Source organism: Asaia sp. BMEF1, assembly GCF_051628905.1.
Taxonomy (GTDB): domain Bacteria; phylum Pseudomonadota; class Alphaproteobacteria; order Acetobacterales; family Acetobacteraceae; genus Asaia.
This window is the reverse complement of the sequence record NZ_CP157575.1, coordinates 173,017-192,771: the sequence shown is the minus strand read 5'-3', so window position 1 is coordinate 192,771 and position 19,755 is coordinate 173,017. Positions and strand designations below refer to the sequence as shown.

Sequence of the window (19,755 nt, the reverse complement as noted above, 5' to 3'; positions counted from 1 at the left end):
CCTCATGTCACGTTTCTTCATTGACAGACCGATCTTCGCCTGGGTTATCGGGCTGATCATCATGCTGGTCGGCGGTGTGGCCATTTTCCGCATGCCGATCGCACAATACCCATCCATTGCTCCGCCGCAGATCGCGATTACGGTCGATTATCCGGGGGCTTCGGCTGACACCGTCAACAACACGACCGTGCGACCGATTCTTCAGCAGATGTCCGGGCTCGACGGCCTGGAATATCTTTCTGCCTCCTCCTATGGCAGTGGCCATATGGAAATCGATCTGACCTTCGTGCAGGGCACAAGCCCTGATATCGCGCAGGTTCAGGTGCAGAACAAATTGCAGCTGGCACAGCCACGTCTGCCGACTGAAGTCGTCGCTCAGGGTCTGAGCGTGACCAAGGCCGTCAAGAACTTCATGCTTGTCATTGCCTTCATCTCGACCGATGGAAGCATGACAGGGCAAGATATCGCAGATTACGTCGCCTCGAACGTGTCCGACCCGCTCTCACGCGTGACCGGTGTCGGCGATCACACCTTGTTCGGCACGGAATACGCGATGCGTATCTGGATGGACCCGAACAAGCTCTACAAATACGCCCTGAATGTCAGCGATATCCAGACCGCGATCCAGCAGCAGAATATCCAGGTCTCTTCAGGTGAACTGGGCGGACTGCCGTCCACGAAGGAGATGGCGTTCGATGCGACGATTATCGGTCCCACCCGCTTCAGCGATCCCGATCAATTCAAGAAGATCGTTCTGAAGGTTCAGCAGGACGGTTCACAGGTTCTGCTTCAGGATGTCGCGCGGGTCGAGCTCGGCGCACAGAACTATAATTTCACCTCGCATTGGAATAATCTGCCGACCGTAGGTATGGCACTCAAGCTCGCTCCGGGCGCGAACCAGATCACGACCGAGGCAGCCGTTCACGCGAAGATAGCTGAACTCGAACGGTATTATCCGAACGGACTGAAAACAGTTTACCCGCTCGATACCGAGCCGTTCATCACCCTGTCGATCGAAGAAGTTGTAATCACGCTTGTCGAAGCTATTGCGCTTGTCTTCGTGGTGATGTTCATCTTCTTGCAGAATTTTCGTGCAACGCTTATCCCGACGATCGCCGTGCCGGTCGTGCTCCTCGGCACGTTCGGCATACTCGCGGCCATGGGTTACTCGATCAACACCCTGACCATGCTTGCCATGGTTCTGGCCGTCGGTCTGCTCGTTGACGACGCCATTGTGGTGGTCGAGAATGTCGAGCGCGTGATGAGCGAGAAGCATCTCTCACCCAAGGAGGCGGCCCGCCAGTCGATGGACGAGATCACTGGCGCCCTTGTTGGCATCGTGCTCGTTCTGACCGCCGTCTTTCTTCCAATGGCCGCGTTCAACGGTTCAACGGGCGTCATCTACCGTCAGTTCTCGATTACCATTGTCGCCGCCATGTGGCTCTCAGTGCTCGTTGCCACGGTAATGACACCGGCTCTCTGCGGCTCCATGCTCAAGCCGACCCACAAGAAAGCCGAGCGCGGCCCGATCGCGTGGTTCAACCGCAATTTCGACCGGATGACAGAGGGATATCTCAAGGGTGTAAGATTCCTTGTGCGTCAGCGCCTCATCAGCATGGTCATCTTTGCGGCCTTCACGATTGGCGCGATCCTGCTCTTCGTTCGCGTTCCAGGCGGCTTCTTGCCCGATGAAGATCAGGGCATCATCTTCGGTCAGGTGACTATGCGTCCCGGCGCGAACGACGCGCAGACGGCAGCGGTCAACAAGAAGATCACCGACTACGTGCTCAAGAACTACGGTGACATCACTGAGTCCGTTTTTGCCGTGAACGGATTCAACTTTGCCGGTCAGGGCCAGAGTGCCGGTGCTTTCTTCATCCGCCTCAAGCCTTGGGATGAACGCCCCGGTAGCCAGAACACGACAATGGCGGTTGCCGGAAAGATCATGAAGCATTTCTGGATGGATCCAGAGGCGATCATCTACGCCATCAATCCGCCAGCCGTTCTCGAACTCGGCAACGCTGCCGGTTTCGATCTCGAACTCGAAGATAACGGCCATCTCGGGCACAAGGCGCTTCTCGACGCCCGTAACAAAGTGCTCAGTGCTGCCGCCAAGAACCCGCTGCTTCAGGCGGTGCGCCCAATGGGGCTGGAAGATCAGCCGCAATTCCATCTCGAGATCGATCGTCCCCGGGCAAATGCCCAGGGCGTTACCAATGCCGAAATCAATACCACCATTCAGGGTGCCTTCGGCTCTATCTACGTGAACCAGTTCATGCGGAGCGACCGTGTGAAGCAGGTTTATATCGAGGGTGAAGCATGGGCTCGTATGCGTCCGGACGATCTCAATAAATGGTATATCCGCAATACCGCCGGTTCGATGGTACCGTTCAACTCCTTTGCCACCGGCAACTGGATTGTCGGCCCCCAGAAGGTCGAAAACTACAACGGCCTGAATTCTTTCGAACTGCAGGGTCAGCCGGCTCCAGGTTCCAGCACTGGCACTGCCATGGCGGAAATGGAAAAGATCATGGCGACCCTGCCAAAAGGCATCGGTTTCGAATGGACCGGCATTTCCTACGAGCAGGTTGCCTCAGCTGGCGCGACCGGCCCGCTTTATGCCTTGGCTGCGATCGTGATCCTGCTCTGCCTTGCTGCTCTGTATGAGAGCTGGGCCATCCCGATCTCGGTGCTGATGGTTCTGCCGCTTGGCGTGCTCGGTGCCATCGGGGCGACGTTGTGGCGTGGTCTGGACAACGACGTCTACTTCCAGGTCGGCCTGCTGACCACCGTCGGTCTGTCAGTCAAAAACGCCATTCTCATCGTGGAATTTGCCAAGGAGTTCTTCGAGCAGGGTGACAGCCTCGAAGAGTCCGTCCTGAAGGCCGGGCGTGAGCGTCTGCGTCCGATCCTGATGACCTCGATCGCTTTCGTCTGTGGTGTGTTTCCGCTGGCTATTGCTACCGGGGCAGGCTCGGCATCACGCGTTGCAATCGGTACCTGCGTGGTAGGCGGCATGCTTTCCGCCACAGTTCTCGCGGTCTATTTCGTGCCCGTCTTCTTTGTCGTCATCCTGCGCGTCTTCCGTGTGCAGCGCATCAAGGACCGCGTTGATCCTTATGAAGACCGTAATACCGCCGCTCGGGGAGAGGGCGCATGAAACAGCTTTCAAGACTCAAATCGGTGAGCGCCCTTCTGGCGTTCACCATGCTGGCCTCCTGCGATCTGGCGCCGAAATATCAGCGTCCGACCCAGCCGGTGCAGAATGCCTTTCCGAATGACGCCGGCAAGACCCAGCCTCTCGCCGGGCAGGCAGCATCGGATATCGGATGGAAGCATTTCTTCACCGATCCGCGTCTGCGCGCGCTGATCGACCTTGCTCTGCGCAACAACCGTGACCTGCGCAGTCAGGCTGCGGCGATCATGGAAGCGCAGGGAAGCTATGAAGTACAGCATGCCTCTCTCTTTCCGCCTATCGGCGTAACAGGGCAGGGACAGTATTTCGCGCCGTCCGAAACCGCCGGCTTCTCGTTCGCCCCCGGTCTGGGTCGTGGCACCTCCATGCTGCGCTATTACGGGGCGAATATCGGTTTCTCGTCCTACGAGATCGACCTCTTCGGACGTATACGCAATCTGTCGCGTCAGCAGGCTGAGGAAGTCCTCGGTTCACGACTGAACGCGCAGTCAGTGCTGATCAGCATGGTGTCGCAGGTCGCCAACACCTATCTTTCCTGGCTGGCAGACAGGGAGCTCGTGCGCGTCACAAACGAGACCCTGACTTCGCAAAGCAACACGCTCAATCTCACCAAGCTCAAATACGATCATGGTGAGGCGGATGCGCTGACATTGGCGCAGACACAGACCCAGGTCGAGCAGGCTGCAAGCAACAAGGCGCAGTACGAACGTCAGATGGCGCAGGACGAGCATCAGCTTCAGCTGCTCGTGGGCGTTCCGCTGCCCGACACGCTGCCTCAGCCACAGCCTTTCGGCGCGCAGACGCTTCTGACCGATCTACCCGCAGGGTTACCCTCAGACCTCATCGCGCAGCGTCCTGACATCCAGTCGGCCGAGCATAATCTGATTGGCGCCAACGCCAATATCGGTGCAGCGCGCGCCGCGTTCTTCCCGAAGGTCACCCTGACGGCTCAGGAAGGCGTCAGCTCGCTTCAGTTCAGGCACCTTTTCACGCCGGGCGCCCAGACCTGGTCGGTTTCGCCAAACATCGAACTGCCGATTTTCACCTGGGGTCAGAACGAAGGGAATCTGAAAATTTCGAAGGCACGGCGTCTGTCGCAGATTGCCACCTACGAAAAGACGGTGCAGACCGCTTTCAAGGAAGTCTCCGACGCGCTCACCGCGCGTGAGACCTATCTTGCTCAGGATACGCATCTCAAGACGCTTGTCGGCTCTTCGCAGCAGGCCTTCGATCTGGCGATGATGCGCTATAATACAGGGATAGATCCGTATCTCACGACTCTGACCCAGCAGCGCAGCCTCTATGAAGCGCAGCAAAATCTCATAGTCGTGCAACTCGCCCGTTACCAGAATCTGGTAACGCTCTACCGAGCCCTGGGTGGGGGATGGAGTGCGGCAGATGTTGCCGCGGCCAGCGCCCAGCCGGGTGCACCGGGCAAAGGTTGAGACAGGAAACAAGCATGAAACAGGGAAAATTGTTCGGCGCCGTTCTGGGCGTGCTGACCGCCGGGGCATTTATTGCCCCCGGTTTGGCGCAGGCTCAGGATGACGATAGCGGCAAGAAGGCGCCTGACATGCATCAGCTCGCCCGGTCATCGACACTGCCGAAGGCCGAAGCCGATTTCAGCATGTTCAAGTTCCGCCCCAAGGGCGACAAGGTGATTGAACAGCCCGATGCCAACCGCATTCTGTTCAAACGTCCCGATGGCACGCCTGATGGCTATGCGCAGCGCCGTGGCAATGCGGTGATCTATTACGATCGCTTCGGCAAGGTGTCGCACGTTCAGACCCTGGACAACTGAGCGAAACTTCTCCGAGGCTATTTGCCATGGAAGTTACGGGCCAGGGCTCTGTTCTGGCCTGTAGGCGATCGGAGTTTTCCGGTTGCTCACAGATTTTATTATTTATTTTATCGTCCAGCCAAGTTTTGTCGCGGATTACGCGCGGTTAATGCCTAAGATCATGCATCATGTCAGTGATTCCTAGGTCGCACAGGCAACGCGTCAGGGCGTGGGCTTATTTCGTCTCTCTCAGGGGCTCCCCACTGAGAGGCACGCTCCTTGTCATCGGCGCTTTTGCGATGACGCCTCCCTGTTTTGCCGAGAGCTTTCACGAAGCCATTCAATCGGCATGGGACAGAGATCCCGCCAATCAGTCTTTCGCCATTGATGCCAAGGCCTCCGCCAAAAATGCGCGAGCGGCGCAATCCTGGTTTCCCGACGGGCCGATTGTTGCCGGGCAATATCTCGATGATCACTTTATCGGCTCGAATCTCGGCTACACCACCTATCAGGGCAGTATCAGTGTGCCGCTCTGGCTGCCGGGGCAGGGCACGGCCACCATGCGCACGGCTCTTGCCGACGAGGCTGTCGCCAAGGCCCGAATCAAGGTGCAGCACCTGCTCAGCGCTGTGCGGGTGCTCGATCTCGCAAGCGGTGCGACACTGCTCAAAAAGAAAATCGGCAATCTGCGCGCTACCTCCGCCTTACTCGAACGCGTGGTGCAGAGCTCGCATCAGGGTCTCAGAGCCGGTGAAATCGCCGCGGCCGATTTCGACGCCGTCATTGGCGAACAGGGCGATGTCGAAGCCCAGATTGCCCAGTCGGAGCAGGCGCTGGAAAGCGCACGAGCCGAACTCGATGCGCTGACAGGTACAGACGACATTCCCGATATTCTCGCGCTCGACGGACGCATTCTCGGCACACAGACCCTGACGCTCGATCCGTCTCAGGACCCGCGCATAGAAATGGCGCAGGCCGTGACCAAAAGCGCCAAGGCGTCCTACACTCTGGCGCGACACTCTTACATGCCCGCGCCGCAAGTCGGCGTGCAGGTGGTCAAGCAGGGGCAATTCGGCAGCCCCTGGGATACGCAGGTCGGTGTGCAATTCTCGATGGCCTTGCCGAGCGAAGCCCGCAACACGCCCATGATCATGAAAGAGGTCAAGGCTATGGGAGCCGCCGAGCGCGACGCGGTACTGGCGCAACGACAGGTGACGACCGAATACCGGCGCACACGCGCCAGTCTGGGCTCGGCGCTCAGCATGATGCGCCATACGAATTCTGCACGGCAGGCGCTCGATGCGCGGGCGCAGGATCTCGAGCACGCCTGGAGCGTGGGTGAAACGCCTGTCATCGAATATCTGCGCGCCCGCCGCGCCGCACTCGACGCAGGGCAGAGAAGTGCCGAAGCCGATGTCATCTGGCACGCGGCGATGATTCGAATGAGCCTGATGGCGGGGCGTTATCCATGAAATTTGCTTGTCTGCGGCTTCTTGTCGCCCTTTCACTCAGCGCGTCGGCCGCCTTCGCCCAGTCGGCCGCCGACTGGCCGAGCCACCCGATCGCCATCCCGAAAGACGCGCTCAAGACCGAAGCAATCCATACGGCCAAAGCTCGCGCCGGCGCTTTGCCACCTCACATCGATGTTCCTGCCTATATAGATCAGGACGACCGGCGCAGCGCGCGCATCCATCCCGTCGGCCAGGGCCGCGTTCAAAGCGTGCTCGTCACGCCTGGCGAGCTTGTCAAAAAAGGGCAGGTTCTCTTCACCTATGACGATTTCAGCCTGAGTGACGCGCATCAACGCCTGCTTTCAGCCGAGGCGTCGCTTCAACAGGCCAAGGCATTGCGTGACGATGCCCGACTTTCCTATGATCGTGGACATGCGCTTCAAGGAGGCGCTGTATCGCAAGGTGAGGCGCAACGGCGCTATTCTCGCCTGAAGGAAACCCAGGGCACGGTCGAGCGCAGCGAGGCTATCGTGCAGAACGAGCGCGAGCGTCTCGCCCGGTTCAGCTCATCCTCGGAGCGCACGGAAGGCCTCCATTCAGCCGTGATTTCTCCCATCGACGGCATTGTCGACAAGATTACGGTCGGGGTGGGAGAGGAAGTCTCCAATCGCGCGGCCCCTGCGGTCGAGATCGACGATCTGAGCAAGGTCTGGGTGGTGTCGCAGGTTGGAGAGCAACAAGCGGTTCAACTGAGCCGGGGGGGGCGGCAGCTCACCTGGCCCACGCCCGACACTAAACCTATCGTCTCGCGTATCGATCTCATTGAAGGCAGCGTCGATCCGATGACGCGCCATGTTCTGGTGCGCAGTCTTGTGGAAAACGCAAAGCGGCAACTACGCCCTGAAATGCTCGTCAAGACGCGGCTCTTCGCCACTGAGAGCGTCAAGGGTACGGTCATTCCCGACACGGCAATCCAGACCATCGGCAGCCAGAGGTGTGTTTTCGTCAAGCTGGACGAGACGCATTACGAGGCCCGCAAGGTCAGTATCGGACCCGATCTCGACGGTATGATCGTCGTGACGAAAGGGCTCGAACCGGGCGAGACGATCGTCACTGACGGCAGCTTCGTACTCAAGTCGCAGGCTCTGCTGGCCCCACCGCCCGGTCGCGGAGAGGGCGGGGGCTGATCATGCGCTTCATGCTTGCTTTGCTTCGGGGCCGCTCTGCCATTTTGGGCGCGGTCGTGATTCTCATGATTGCCGGTATCGCCGATCTCAGATCGCTCTCGGTCGAGCCTGTGCCTGATATATCGCCCAGACAGGTTCTCGTCTCGGTGCGAGCGCCCGGCTTGCCGACAGAAGAGGTAGAGCGTCTCGTCACTTTTCCCATCGAGACGGTGATGTCCGGTGTGGTCGGCGTCAACTCCATGCGGTCGGTCTCGCGCACGGGTGTTTCGGTGCTCTATCTGCAATTCGACGATGGCACCGATATCTATCGGGCGCGCCAGCTCGTTGCCGAAAGACTGCCGCAGGCACGCGCTGCCGTATCCGTACGGGGGCTGGCAATCACCATGGGGCCGATGGCCACCGGCATGGGGGAAATTCTCCAGCTTCAGATCCATGGCGAAGGGCGCTCTCTCGCCGCGCTAAACCGCATCATGACGTGGAATGTGGTGCCGAAGCTCCGTCTCATTCCCGGCGTGATCGACGTCAATATCAATGGAGGCGCCTCCCAGACCTATGAGGTGGCGCTCAACCCCATGGCGCTGAGGCAGTTTCAGGTCTCTGTGTCCGACGTGTTCAACGCCGTGGATCGTGACAACGAAGCCGCCGGAGGGGCCTGGATCGAGCATAATGACGAGCAGCACATCATCGTCGGGCGCTCCTTGATCGACAGCCTGCATGAGCTGGGCGAAGTTCAGGTGCGCTCCATGCCCAATGGCGGCGTGGTGCATGTGCGCGATGTGGGTACGGTTCAGGAGGGCACACTGCCCCGGCTGGGTGGCGTCACGCGAGACGGTGAAGGCGAGATCGTCAACGCTGTGATCCTGCTTCAGCAGGGCGCCAATGCCGAGGCTACCCTGGCCCGCATCAATACATCATTGCCGAAAATCGTCGCGACCCTGCCGCAAGGCGTAACGCTCGAACCCTATTACAGCCGCGCGACCCTGACCGACGTAACCATCCATACGGTCAAGGAGAACCTGCTTCTCGGTGCGTTTCTGGTGCTGATCGTCCTGCTTGTCGTGATCGGCGACTGGCGGGCCTCGGTTGTCATCATATCCGTCATACCCTTTTCGCTTGTCGCAGCGATGGTGGGGATGCGTCATCTGGGGATCTCGGCCAATCTGCTCAGTCTGGGCGCCATAGATTTCGGCATGGTGGTCGATAGCGCTCTGGTCATTGTGGAAAGCGTGCTTTCCAGCCAGGCGGCCGACGATGTGCCCCTGACACGCCGTATCGCCGACACCGTCGCTTCGGTGGCTCGACCGGTGATCTTCGCGATCCTGATCATCATCCTGGTCTATCTGCCTGTCCTCACGCTCGAGGGCGTGGAAGGGCGCATGTTCCGCCCCATGGCCCAGACGGTCATTCTCGCTCTGATCGCCTCACTGCTCTACGCGCTTATCGCCGTTCCTGCTTTTGCAGCGCTGCTCATGCGCGTCAGACCCGGACATGGGCATGGCCACGATAAGGCCACGCGAGAGGGAACCGCGCAGAACAGCGAGGAGGTCGAAGCAACGCGGGGCACCGAACACGATACGTTTTTCATCCGGTTCTTGCGCCGTGGCTTTGCTCCGGCATCGCGCTGGTGCATGGCGCATGGCCGCATGGTGATGGGGATCGCTCTGGTCGTCCTTATTGTCTCGGTCGGACTGACCACACGTCTTGGCGGCGAGTTCATTCCACAGCTTCAGGAGGGCGATCTGATCGTCACCTCCACGCGTCTGCCCGGCATATCCCTCGATGCCTCTTTGCGATCCATCCAGCAGATCGAGCGCACGCTCAAACAGTTTCCCGATATACGGATGCTCGTGAGCAATAGCGGCACCTCGGCCATACCCACCGATCCTCAGGGTGGTGAGCAATCCGACACCTATGTGCTGCTCAAGCCGCGCTCCGAGTGGAAAACAGCCGACACGCAGGAAGGTCTCGTACGCGCATTCAACGCAGCGCTGCGCAGGAATAATCCCGGCTCACTCTACTCATGGAGCCAGCCGATCCAGATGCGTATGGACGATCTGCAATCCGGCGTGCGCTCACAGATCGCAATCGGCATCTACGGGCCTGATATCGATGTGTTGATGAAGCTCGCTGCCCGGACCGCACAAGTTGTCGACAGCGTTCAGGGCGCAGCAGACGTAGCGCCACAGGATGTCGGCACCATACCCTATCTGCATATCGACGCCGACCGTACTGCCGCCGCTCGCCTGAATGTCGATACCTCTGAAGTGCTCGATGTGGTGGAATCCATCGGCGGCCATGTCGGGCCGCCTGTTTCGCTGCAAGACGCGCTGATACCGACCGAAGTGCGCATCATGTCGCAGGCGCGCGACACGCTGGACGACATCAAGCTCCTGCCTGTACTGACACGTGACGATCATACCGTGCGACTGGAGCAAGTGGCCGATATCACCATGCGCGACGGACCGGCAGCGATAAGACGCAATCAGGGCGAACGACGGATGATGGTTCAGGCCAATGTGCGCGGGCGGGATCTGAGTTCTTTCGTTCAGGAGGCACAGAAAGCGGTTACGGATCAGGTCAAGCTGCCACCGGGCTATCGCATCGAGTGGAGCGGGCAGTTTCGCAATCTGCAAACCGCCGTGGCGCGTCTCGAGATTGTGGTGCCAATCACCCTCGTGCTGATTTTCTGCCTGCTCATTCTGGCGCTCGGCGATGTGTGGCTGGCAGGGCTGGTCTTCGTGAACCTGCCTTTTGCAGCGACTGGCGGCATCATCGCGCTCTGGTTGCGTGGAATGCCGTTCAGTATCTCGGCAGGCATCGGCTTTATCGCACTTTTCGGTGTCGCTACGCTCAATGGCGTGGTGCTGATCTCTTACATACGTGACAAGAGGCTTGCCGGGTTTGATGCGGTATCGGCCGCCGTAAGTTCGGCCAGGGAACGTTTTCGCCCTGTCATGGCAACGGCAACCGTCGCGTGCCTGGGTTTCTTCCCAATGGCGTTCTCGATGAGCGAAGGCGCCGAGGTAGAAAAACCCCTTGCGACCGTCGTGATCGGCGGACTGATTTCGTGCACGGCGCTGACCCTTCTCGTCCTGCCGACGCTCTACATCAAACTCTCACGATTTCGTGAAAGCAGAAAAGAAAACCGAATAGTTTCGTAAATCGAACCCGGAGGGGCTGGCAGCGTTGGCTCGATATGTTACGGAAAGCGCAGGCGCATGCCCGGAGGGGCAAGAGCGCCGTTTTCCGTAATCTTCAGAATAACGAAACCGGAGAGAGCCCATGCTGTCCTGCATTGGATATGGCGCACAGAAAGCGTCCGACCGTCTCGCCCCCTTCAAGTTCGACCGTCGCGATACGGGGCCTGAAGATGTGCGTATCGACATTCTCTATTGCGGTGTCTGTCACTCCGACATTCATCAGGCCCGCAACGAGTGGCACAACACTGTCTATCCCTGCGTTCCCGGCCATGAAATCGTCGGTCGCGTAAGCGAAGTCGGTAGCTCGGTAACGAAGTTCAAGGTTGGTGACCTCGCTGGCGTTGGCTGCATGGTCGATTCCTGCCGCGAATGCCCCAGCTGTCAGGAAGGCCTCGAGCAATATTGCGAAAACGGTTTTGTCGGCACCTATAATGGCGAAGATCGTCAGGGTCGCGGCAACACCTATGGCGGCTATTCCAAGGCCGTCGTCGTCGATCAGGCTTTCGTGCTGAAAGTGCCGGAAAATCTCGACCTGGCAGCGGTCGCCCCGCTTCTTTGTGCCGGTATCACGACATATTCGCCTCTGCGCCACTGGAAGGTCGGCCCCGGACAGCGCGTCGGCGTGGTCGGTCTCGGCGGTCTGGGCCACATGGCTGTGAAATTTGCCCGCGCTTTCGGTGCCCATGTGGTGCTGTTCACCACATCGCAGAGCAAGGTCGAAGACGGGCTGCGCCTTGGCGCACACGAAGTCGTGCTTTCCAAAGACCCGGAAGCCATGGCGAAGGAAACCGCCAGCTTCGACTTTATTCTCGACGCGGTGGCAGCCGATCACGACATCAATGTCTATCTCAACCTGCTCAAGCGCGAGGGTACGCTCGTTCAGGTCGGCGCCCCGGAAAAGCCCCTGCCGGTTGCCGTCTTCAGCCTGATCATGAAGCGTCGCAGCTTCGCTGGCTCACTGATCGGTGGTATCCCCGAGACGCAGGAAATGCTCGATTTCTGTGGTGAGCATGGCATTACTTCCGATATCGAAATGATTGCCATGGACGAGATCGAGACGGCCTATTCACGCATGATGAAGTCTGACGTGAAATACCGCTTCGTGATCGATATGGCGACGCTCGAAAACGCCGCCTGATCTCCTGCGGCAAAGTTTCAACCCCGCCCTGCGCGGGGGTGAACGCCCTAGCAGATCTCGATGGGAATGCCTGCCGTCTCGAGCTCTGACAATGTCTCCGGCTTGATCTGACTATCGGTAAGAATACGTGAGAAATCCGACAGCGAGGTGAGGCGGTGCAACCCGCCCTGCCGGAACTTCGTGCTATCGACCAGCAGAACGCTCTTGTCAGCGATCGCCTTGAGCGCCCGCTTGACCTTCACCACATCCTGATCGTTTTGGAACGCCGTGTCGCCCGAGATGACGGAGGTCGACATGAAGATGATATTAGCACGCAGCGAGCGCGCGGCCTGCTCGCAAACCAGTCCGAAGAAGGCGTTGCGCGAGTTGCTGTAATCCCCACCGAGACAGATGATCTTGATACCGGGGAAGGGCGCCAGCGCCTGAACCACGCCGACCGCATTGGTAATCACGGTGAGCGGCGCCCGTGCGGGCAGAAGCGGCAACATTTCTGCGACAGTCGTCGAATCATCGAGAATGATGACCTGACCCGGCTCGATCATGGAGACGGCGCGCTGGATGATCGTCTTTTTCAGATTGGCCGCGCGATGCTGCCTGTAGGCGACGTTCTTTTCCGTCCGGGCGCGGTTCTTTAGCGTGATACCACCATGTATCTTGTCGATCAGCCCCTGGCTTGCCAATGCATGGGCATCCCGATGAATCGTCATACGGCTGACATCGAAATGCTCAGCCAGGAATTCGATACTGGCATTGCCCTGCTCGAAGAGCAGATCGAGAATCTGCTGCTGACGCGACTTGAGATTCTGACGTTTGATACCCGAGAAACCATCCAGCGGGGGCGCTGACTTCATGTCATCACTCATGGTCGAAAACTGCCTTTGACAGATGTGCTTGCTTTTGTTGAGACCAAGCGTATCAGAAAGTAAGATCACAAAAATATCACAAATATCTCATGCTCACAAGCCGTGCCTCCCAGATTGACGTCGTGAGACCGGTGCGATCCCACGTATCTTCTTGTGGGTGTTCTCTTCGGAAACCGGCACATATATAACATAAATAGCACGCGTTTGTGATTTTTATCACATTATCTCTCATTTTAGAACAGGAAAACAGCGCTACCGAACTGTCTGAATGAAGAGGCGATCATGGGTGCAGACTATGTCATGGGCGTCGATTGCGGCTCGACCACAGCAAAATCTGTCATCTTCGCGCCGGGTGGACGCATCGTTGGTATCGGTCAGGCCCGCATCCCCCAGATCACGCACACACCCCGTCAGGTCGAGCGCGATATGAACGAATGCTGGCGCCTCGTTAGCCAAACGATCCGTGAGGCGCTTGCAGACGCGGGATGTAGCGGAGCCGATATCACGGGTATCGGCGTTACCGCTCATGGTGACGGCGTTTTCCTGCTCGACCGCCATGCCGAGCCCCTCGGCAGAGGGATCATGTCCCTCGACAGCCGCGCTTTTGGCGTGCACGAGGGTTGGAAAGAGGCAGGTCTCCTCGATTACCTTATGCCCATTGCAGGGCAGAGACCCTATCCCTATTCCGCAACGACATTGCTCTCCTGGATCAAGCGTTTCGAACCGGAACGCTACAGCGCAATCGGCACCGTATTTTTTGCCAAGGACTGGCTTCGCTTCTGCCTGACGGGCGAGATCGCGACCGATCTGACAGAAGCCAGCACGGCTTTTACGGATCTCCACACCCAGAGCTACAGCCAGAAAATCCTGCAAACGCTCGACTTGCAGGATATGACGAACGCGCTCCCCTTGATGCTGAACTCCTGCGACCGCGCTGGCCACGTGAGCGCAGAGGCTGCGCGCGCGACAGGTTTACTCGAGGGCACACCGGTGTCTGCCGGGCTGCATGACGTGATCGCGGCGTCCGTCGGACTGGGGCAGGTGCGGGCAGGCGATATGACTGTCACAGCAGGGACGTTCTCGATCAATGAGGTGCTGCGCGATCGTCCGGTGATCGGCGCAGAATGGGCCTGTCGCGCCGGGTATCGGAAAGGCTTGTGGAACTGCATGGCCATCTCACCGGCTTCGGCGAGCAATCTCGAATGGATGGCGCGCTATATCGCACCCGAGGACCCGGATGCCGCGGCCCGTCTGATCGAAGCGTCGATCGCTAAATTTGAGGGGAGCCGTTGCGAGAGACAGATTCCGCTTTATCACCCCTATCTCTTCGGATCGCCTTTCGAGACACCGGCGACAGCCTCGTTTCTGGGAATACAGTCCTGGCATGACCGCGCCGATCTGTTTCAGGCGATGATAGAAGGTACGATTTTCAACCACCGCCATCACGTTGAGGATCTGAAGCGCACGGGCCCCGTCAACAGCATCGGCGTTTCGGGAGGGGGCAGCCGCCGCCCGGAGATCGGTCAGCTTTTTGCCGACATCGTCGGCAGCGCCGTCATGACATCGCCGGTGCGAGAGGCGGGAGCCCTTGGCGCTGCGCTGACGGCCAGCGTTGCCTGTGGCATTCATCCAACATTGGAGGACGCCGTTGCGGGGCTCGATATGCATCCCAGAGACTTCACCCCGGACCCCACTCTCTCGCGCTATTACGATTCACTTTACGAACGCTACACGACGATGGCTCGAGTTCTCGAGCCCTTCTGGCCCGCACTGCAAGGCAATCCAGCCCCGCGTGAAGCAACAGCGCAAAGCACCACGAGCTGAACGCCCGACACGCCGCCGAAGACCTGTTTCAGCACCACTTTTCTGACCGAGATACACCATGACCCACTCTGCGACACAGCTCGATTCCGCTCATTTCGATGTCACGATCATCGGGGCAGGAATAAACGGCGTGGGCCTGTTTCGTGAACTGGCGCTTCAGGGGCTCAATGTGCTGCTGATAGACAAGGGCGATATCTGCACCGGCGCGTCTTCTGCCCCGTCGCGGCTGATCCATGGCGGTATCAAATATCTCGAGACCGGCGAATTTCGCCTCGTTGCGCAATCAACGTTCGAACGCAATCTCCTGCTGCGCAACGCCCCGCATGTGGTCAAACCGCTGCCGACGATCATACCGATCCATTCCTGGCTTGGCGGGATACTGCCTTCGATCAAGCGGTTCTGCGGTCTGAAAACGAAGCTCGCCGATCGGGGCGTGGCCATTACAGAAGCCGGCATGCGGATCTATGATTATCTGGGCCGCCGTGCCCGCGTGATGCCTCGCCACAGGCTTTCTTTCGGACGCAGCGTCAGACGCGACTGGCCGCATATGACACGCAAGGTGATTGCTACCGGGCGCTATTACGACGCCGCCATTACCCAGCCCGAAAGACTGGGTTTCGAATGCGCCGAGGACGCGCTGCGCCTCTCTTTGGGATGTGCGGTAAAAACCTATACCAGGGTCACGTCATTTCATGAGGGCGCTTTGACCCTGCATGATGACCTGACCGGACAGGTCGAGCATGTTTACACCGATCTGATTGTCAATGCGGGCGGCGCATGGATCGACCGGGTCAATGCCGAGATCGGACTTTCCACACGCTATATCGGTGGCACGAAAGGCTCGCATCTCGTCATTCGCCACCCCGGGCTTCTGCGCGAACTCAACGGCCAGATGGTTTATTTCGGCACGGCAGACGGTCGTATTTGCCTCGCCTATCCCTTCATGAACCACGTGCTCATCGGCTCCACCGATATCCCCGTGCAAGATGCCGATACGGCATTCTGCACTCACGACGAGCAGAGCTACATGCTGGCCATGCTGCAGGAGTTGTTTCCGGGTTTCCGTTTCAGCGACGCGGATGTCGTCTATCGTTATTGCGGCGTGAGGCCTCTCCCGGCAACCCGCGCCGACGACCCCGGCGAGATCAGCCGGGACCACATCATCCATACCGATTATGCGGGGACAACCCCCATTCTATCGTTAGTTGGCGGGAAATGGACGACATTTCGCGGTCTGGCTGAAGAAACCGCCGACAAGGCGCTGGCGCTGCTGCACCGTAAACGCGTTGCCTCTTCACGCCAGAGAGCGATTGGAGGCGGAACGGGCTACCCAGAGCAGAATGCGCGTGACGATTATCTTTCGCGTCTTGCCCGGACACATGGCCTGCCACTGGCGCGGGCAGCCCTGTTATTCGAGCGTTATGGCACGACCGCAGAGAGAGTGGCTGCTTATTGCGCCCTGACATCTGATCGCCCTCTCGAAACACTGGACAGCTATACCAAAAACGAAATTCTTTACATCACAACGGAAGAGCTTGTGCGCAAAGCGACCGACCTTCTGTTCCGCCGCACAACGATCGCCCTATCAGGCGCGCTAAGCCGCCCGCTGGTCGAAGAGGTATGCGCAATCATGGCAGAAGCCCTCGCATGGACAGAGGGAAACTGCACGTCCGAGATCGATGCCACCTGGAAAATTGCCGTTACGCAGCACGGCGTCTCCGGGGCCCCCGCTTGAAGAAAGTCGGGCTGACGCAAAGCGGCGAAGCCTTTTGGCGGCGCGAGACGAGGCGACCGTCTTGAGCGGCGGCCATCAGGCACTACGGTTTGACAGATCGAGGCGGGATCTTGCGGACAGGATCGCCCGATCACAGAATCAGTGATCGACTGATAACAAAATCGAACAAACGCCATGTCATTGTTTATAGGTATTTTTACTGGAATTTAGTCCTATTTCACCGTTTAAATCATATCAATGTGAACGCTTTGGGTGAGATTTTCTCTACCTGCGTGTTAGATAAATTCCTATCTTAACATCACGACGTTACAATGCTCGTCACTGCGTCACGGAGAGAGAACACGATGCCCTTAAAGTCGCTCTGGATCGGAACAAGCTGGAAGATGAACAAGGGGCCAGCCGCCGCCCGTGATGCGGCCGGGCAGATCGCGTCCATAACCGTGCCTTCTTACATTACTCCCTTCGTCATCCCGCCTTTCACTTCGCTCGAGACGGTCGCCTCCCGTCTCGCAGACACGCGGTGGCATGTGGGTGCTCAGAACATGCATTGGGAAGATGAAGGGGCATGGACCGGGGAAATCTCTCCTCACATGGTGCGCGAATGCGGTGCCGATATCATCGAACTCGGCCACTCGGAGCGTCGCGAGCATTTCGGCGAGACGGATATTACCGTCAATCTCAAGGTCAAGGCCGCCATACGCAACGCGTTGCGCCCGCTCATCTGCATTGGCGACAGCGCAGAAGAATACGCGTTTGGTGTCACGCACGAAACGCTTGCCCGCCAGACAAAGATGGCGCTGCACGGTCTGACAGATTCCCAGATCGAGACCGTGCTGCTGGCTTACGAACCCGTCTGGGCCATTGGGGCGAAGGGCAGGGCTGCCGAGCCCGATTTCGTCGGAGAGGCCCATACACGTCTGCGCCATGTTCTGGCTGAACTGGTCGGTGAAACGAGCGCCAAGCGCGTGCCGATCCTGTATGGCGGCAGCGTATCGCTTGAGAATGCAGCGCGTTACACCGCACTGGCCAATGTCGATGGCGTGTTCATCGGTCGCTCAGCCTGGGACCCGTCAGGCCTGGCCGCCATCATCCAGTCGGTCGTGTCATGAGCGGCGCGACCGGCGTCGAAAGCAAGGCCGTCTCGGCAAGACGTCGCGAAATTCTCGACTATGTGCTCGAGAATGGCGGCGCCCAGATCGAAGAACTCGTCGAACGCTTCTCGACCAGTCGTATGACGATTCATCGCGACCTGCACGCATTGTCCGAACAGGGGCTGGTGCGCAAGGTCCATGGCGGCGTGACCATGCTGGCCAGCGGCGTGATGGAAACCAGCGTCGTTCACCGCATGCGCCGTGCCTCGCGCGAAAAACAGGCAATCGCCCGCGTGGCGACGAGCTTCATCAAGGCAGGCGATATCATCGCCCTCGATGATTCCACAACCTCACGTATCCTCTCGGAAAACCTGCCCTCGGGCATGCCTTTGACCGTGCTGACCAACAGCATGGGCATAGCAACCCAGCTTGCCGGAGCGCGGGATATCAGCCTGATCTGCCTGGGTGGTAAATATCATCCGCGTTTCGACGCGTTTCTCGGCATCCTCTGCGAGCAGGGAACGAAATCGCTTCGGGCAAACACGCTTTTCATGTCGGTCTCCGCCGTGCGCGATCTCGGCGCCTATCATCAGGAGCAGGAGATCGTGAAGTGCAAGATGGCGCTCATGGAAATCGTCGATCGACGCATCCTGATGATCGACAGCCAGAAATTCGATGTCACTGCCCTGAACCGTCTGGCCAATCTCTCCGATTTCGACGTCGTGATCACCGATTCAGGTGTTTCCGAAGGCCAGAAGAACCGAATGCTCGACGCGGGCATCAATCTGCATGTCGCGCCACTCGACGACACGCTGTCCGCTTCGCAGTCCGCCTCTCTCTAGAACACGTTTAAGGAAGACAATCATGAAAATTGCAGTTGGTGGCGATAGCGCCGGTGAAGGTCTGGCCCAGCAGATCGTGGCGCATCTCAAGGCAAAAGGGTTCGATGCGGTCGACCTCTCGCGCCCCGTGGATGAAAAGAGCGAACTCTATTCCGAACTGAGCGAACGCGTCGGACACGCCATTCTTTCCGGCGAGTACGAGCGTGGCATTCTGTGCTGCGGCACGGGTATCGGCGTGGCGATCTCGGCCAACAAGATTCCCGGCATTCGAGCGGCCCAGGTCCATGACAGCTATTCGGCAGAGCGCGCCGCCCTCTCCAATAACGCGCATATCATCACGCTTGGCGCACGCGTCGTCGGCACGGAGCTGGCCAAGACAATCGTCGACTCCTTCCTCGCCAAAAAATTCGACCCTGCAAGCGCCTCGTCCCGCAATGTCGATGGCATCGACGCACTCGATCGTAAATATTCACCCAATTCCTGCAAATAATGGGTTAACGCGACCATAAGGTCTGATCTCATGAAAAAAGCACTGCTCGCTACCGCAACCTTGCTCTTCGCCCCGCTCGCCGCTCATGCGGCGGCTGATAATGCGCCGATGCGGTTCGTCATGATACCGAAAGCCGTTCATCCGTGGTTCGACAAGGCCAATAATGGCGCGCAAGCCGCTGCGGCCCTGCTGAGCAAGTCCACGGGACGCGCCATCACGGTTGAATATCGCGCGCCGCAAACTGCCGATGTCTCGACCCAGAACGACATCATCGAACGCGCCATAGCGACGCATCCCGATGGTCTGATCCTCGACCTTCTCGACGAGAAGGGAAACAGGTCGACCATGCAGGAAGCAGTCGATGAGAAGATTCCGATGACGGTTTTCGACTCTCTGCCTCCTGAGGGTATGGAGATCACAGCGGTCGGTGCCGATTTCTGCGAGCAGGGCACCCTTGCGGCGGAGCGGCTTGCCAAGCTGGTCAACCACAAGGGTGAGGTCGCCATCATGATGGGCGTACCCACGGCGCCCAACCATGCGCTTCGCGCACGCTGTGAGCTGAAGGTGTTCGCCAAATATCCCGACATCAAAGTCGTGGCGACGGGTATCGATAATGACAGCATCGAAACCGCGCAGAAACAGGCCTCTGCCATCATGCAGGCCCATCCAGACCTTGCGGGCTGGGTAGCCTGCGATGCAGCGGGCCCTGTAGGCATCGGCCACGCCATTCGCGAAAGCGACAAGATCGGCAAGGTGCAGGAAGTCGGTCTGGATAATCTGAACGACATGCTCCAGCTGATCAAGGACGGCGTCGTGGATTCCTCCGCCTCCAGCCGTCCCGAGATGCAGGGCTATTGGGCCGTGATCGCCGCCTGGCAGAAGGCGCTGGGGCAGAAAACGCCCAAGAACATCGATACGGGCATCGACATCATCACCAAATCAACGCTCTCCAAATAAA

14 protein-coding genes are annotated in these 19,755 nt (G+C 58.8%); 13 read left to right on the top strand and 1 reads right to left on the bottom strand.

What is annotated here, in order from left to right:
• Positions 1–4: 4 nt before the first annotated feature.
• From ABHV46_RS00785 to ABHV46_RS00755, 7 genes are all read left to right on the top strand, one after another.
• Complete coding sequence (locus tag ABHV46_RS00785) at positions 5–3,160, top strand: efflux RND transporter permease subunit (protein ID WP_336945339.1); 3,156 nt, start codon at positions 5–7, stop codon at positions 3,158–3,160.
• On the top strand, positions 3,157–4,641 hold the full coding sequence (locus tag ABHV46_RS00780; protein WP_438382305.1) for an efflux transporter outer membrane subunit: 1,485 nt from the start codon (positions 3,157–3,159) through the stop codon (positions 4,639–4,641). Before ABHV46_RS00785 ends, ABHV46_RS00780 begins: the two co-directional genes overlap by 4 nt.
• Before the next feature lie 14 nt (positions 4,642–4,655).
• Complete coding sequence (locus tag ABHV46_RS00775) at positions 4,656–4,997, top strand: hypothetical protein (protein WP_438382304.1); 342 nt, start codon at positions 4,656–4,658, stop codon at positions 4,995–4,997.
• A 278-nt stretch (positions 4,998–5,275) separates the two neighbouring features.
• Positions 5,276–6,448, top strand: a complete 1,173-nt coding sequence (locus ABHV46_RS00770) for a TolC family protein (RefSeq protein ID WP_438382303.1) — start codon at positions 5,276–5,278, stop codon at positions 6,446–6,448.
• Positions 6,445–7,614: an efflux RND transporter periplasmic adaptor subunit gene (locus tag ABHV46_RS00765; RefSeq protein WP_438382302.1), complete on the top strand. Its 1,170-nt coding sequence runs from the start codon at positions 6,445–6,447 to the stop codon at positions 7,612–7,614. The genes ABHV46_RS00770 and ABHV46_RS00765 overlap by 4 nt, the downstream gene beginning before the upstream one ends.
• A 2-nt stretch (positions 7,615–7,616) precedes the next feature.
• Complete coding sequence (locus tag ABHV46_RS00760; RefSeq protein WP_438382301.1) at positions 7,617–10,775, top strand: efflux RND transporter permease subunit; 3,159 nt, start codon at positions 7,617–7,619, stop codon at positions 10,773–10,775.
• A 121-nt stretch (positions 10,776–10,896) separates the two neighbouring features.
• Positions 10,897–11,952, top strand: coding sequence for an NAD(P)-dependent alcohol dehydrogenase (locus tag ABHV46_RS00755; RefSeq protein WP_438382300.1), 1,056 nt, complete (start codon positions 10,897–10,899; stop codon positions 11,950–11,952).
• A 47-nt stretch (positions 11,953–11,999) separates the two neighbouring features.
• Here ABHV46_RS00755 and ABHV46_RS00750 read toward each other — a convergent pair whose 3' ends face one another.
• A complete protein-coding gene (locus tag ABHV46_RS00750) occupies positions 12,000–12,803 on the bottom strand; it encodes a DeoR/GlpR family DNA-binding transcription regulator (protein ID WP_336945346.1) in 804 nt (267 codons plus the stop codon).
• A 294-nt stretch (positions 12,804–13,097) separates the two neighbouring features.
• Here ABHV46_RS00750 and ABHV46_RS00745 point away from each other — a divergent pair, with 294 nt between their 5' ends.
• The 6 genes from ABHV46_RS00745 (at position 13,098) to ABHV46_RS00720 (ending at position 19,754) form a co-directional block, all read left to right on the top strand.
• Positions 13,098–14,639 (top strand): FGGY-family carbohydrate kinase, encoded by a 1,542-nt coding sequence (locus ABHV46_RS00745; RefSeq protein WP_438382299.1) that lies wholly within the window; start codon positions 13,098–13,100, stop codon positions 14,637–14,639.
• Between the two features lie 58 nt (positions 14,640–14,697).
• Positions 14,698–16,374, top strand: coding sequence for an FAD-dependent oxidoreductase (locus tag ABHV46_RS00740; RefSeq protein WP_438382298.1), 1,677 nt, complete (start codon positions 14,698–14,700; stop codon positions 16,372–16,374).
• A 344-nt stretch (positions 16,375–16,718) separates the two neighbouring features.
• Positions 16,719–17,483: a triose-phosphate isomerase gene (locus ABHV46_RS00735; protein WP_438382297.1), complete on the top strand. Its 765-nt coding sequence runs from the start codon at positions 16,719–16,721 to the stop codon at positions 17,481–17,483.
• Positions 17,480–18,307 carry a DeoR/GlpR family DNA-binding transcription regulator gene (locus ABHV46_RS00730; protein ID WP_438382296.1) on the top strand — a complete coding sequence of 276 codons (828 nt, stop codon included), beginning with the start codon at positions 17,480–17,482 and terminating at the stop codon, positions 18,305–18,307. Before ABHV46_RS00735 ends, ABHV46_RS00730 begins: the two co-directional genes overlap by 4 nt.
• Positions 18,308–18,329: 22 nt before the next feature.
• The gene (locus ABHV46_RS00725; protein ID WP_438382295.1) at positions 18,330–18,797 is read left to right on the top strand and encodes an RpiB/LacA/LacB family sugar-phosphate isomerase; all 468 of its coding nucleotides are present in this window, start codon (positions 18,330–18,332) and stop codon (positions 18,795–18,797) included.
• Between the two features lie 30 nt (positions 18,798–18,827).
• On the top strand, positions 18,828–19,754 hold the full coding sequence (locus tag ABHV46_RS00720) for a substrate-binding domain-containing protein (RefSeq protein WP_438382294.1): 927 nt from the start codon (positions 18,828–18,830) through the stop codon (positions 19,752–19,754).
• Position 19,755 lies beyond the last annotated feature (1 nt).

Excerpts from the sequence above, each read along its gene's own strand:
- ABHV46_RS00785 (WP_336945339.1), top strand. The coding sequence starts at position 5 with ATGTCACGTTTCTTCATTGACAGACCGATCTTCGCCTGGGTTATCGGG.
- ABHV46_RS00780 (WP_438382305.1), top strand. The coding sequence starts at position 3,157 with ATGAAACAGCTTTCAAGACTCAAATCGGTGAGCGCCCTTCTGGCGTTC.
- ABHV46_RS00775 (WP_438382304.1), top strand. The coding sequence starts at position 4,656 with ATGAAACAGGGAAAATTGTTCGGCGCCGTTCTGGGCGTGCTGACCGCC.
- ABHV46_RS00770 (WP_438382303.1), top strand. The coding sequence starts at position 5,276 with ATGACGCCTCCCTGTTTTGCCGAGAGCTTTCACGAAGCCATTCAATCG.
- ABHV46_RS00765 (WP_438382302.1), top strand. The coding sequence starts at position 6,445 with ATGAAATTTGCTTGTCTGCGGCTTCTTGTCGCCCTTTCACTCAGCGCG.
- ABHV46_RS00760 (WP_438382301.1), top strand. The coding sequence starts at position 7,617 with ATGCGCTTCATGCTTGCTTTGCTTCGGGGCCGCTCTGCCATTTTGGGC.
- ABHV46_RS00755 (WP_438382300.1), top strand. The coding sequence starts at position 10,897 with ATGCTGTCCTGCATTGGATATGGCGCACAGAAAGCGTCCGACCGTCTC.
- ABHV46_RS00750 (WP_336945346.1), bottom strand. The coding sequence starts at position 12,803 with ATGAAGTCAGCGCCCCCGCTGGATGGTTTCTCGGGTATCAAACGTCAG.
- ABHV46_RS00745 (WP_438382299.1), top strand. The coding sequence starts at position 13,098 with ATGGGTGCAGACTATGTCATGGGCGTCGATTGCGGCTCGACCACAGCA.
- ABHV46_RS00740 (WP_438382298.1), top strand. The coding sequence starts at position 14,698 with ATGACCCACTCTGCGACACAGCTCGATTCCGCTCATTTCGATGTCACG.
- ABHV46_RS00735 (WP_438382297.1), top strand. The coding sequence starts at position 16,719 with ATGCCCTTAAAGTCGCTCTGGATCGGAACAAGCTGGAAGATGAACAAG.
- ABHV46_RS00730 (WP_438382296.1), top strand. The coding sequence starts at position 17,480 with ATGAGCGGCGCGACCGGCGTCGAAAGCAAGGCCGTCTCGGCAAGACGT.
- ABHV46_RS00725 (WP_438382295.1), top strand. The coding sequence starts at position 18,330 with ATGAAAATTGCAGTTGGTGGCGATAGCGCCGGTGAAGGTCTGGCCCAG.
- ABHV46_RS00720 (WP_438382294.1), top strand. The coding sequence starts at position 18,828 with ATGAAAAAAGCACTGCTCGCTACCGCAACCTTGCTCTTCGCCCCGCTC.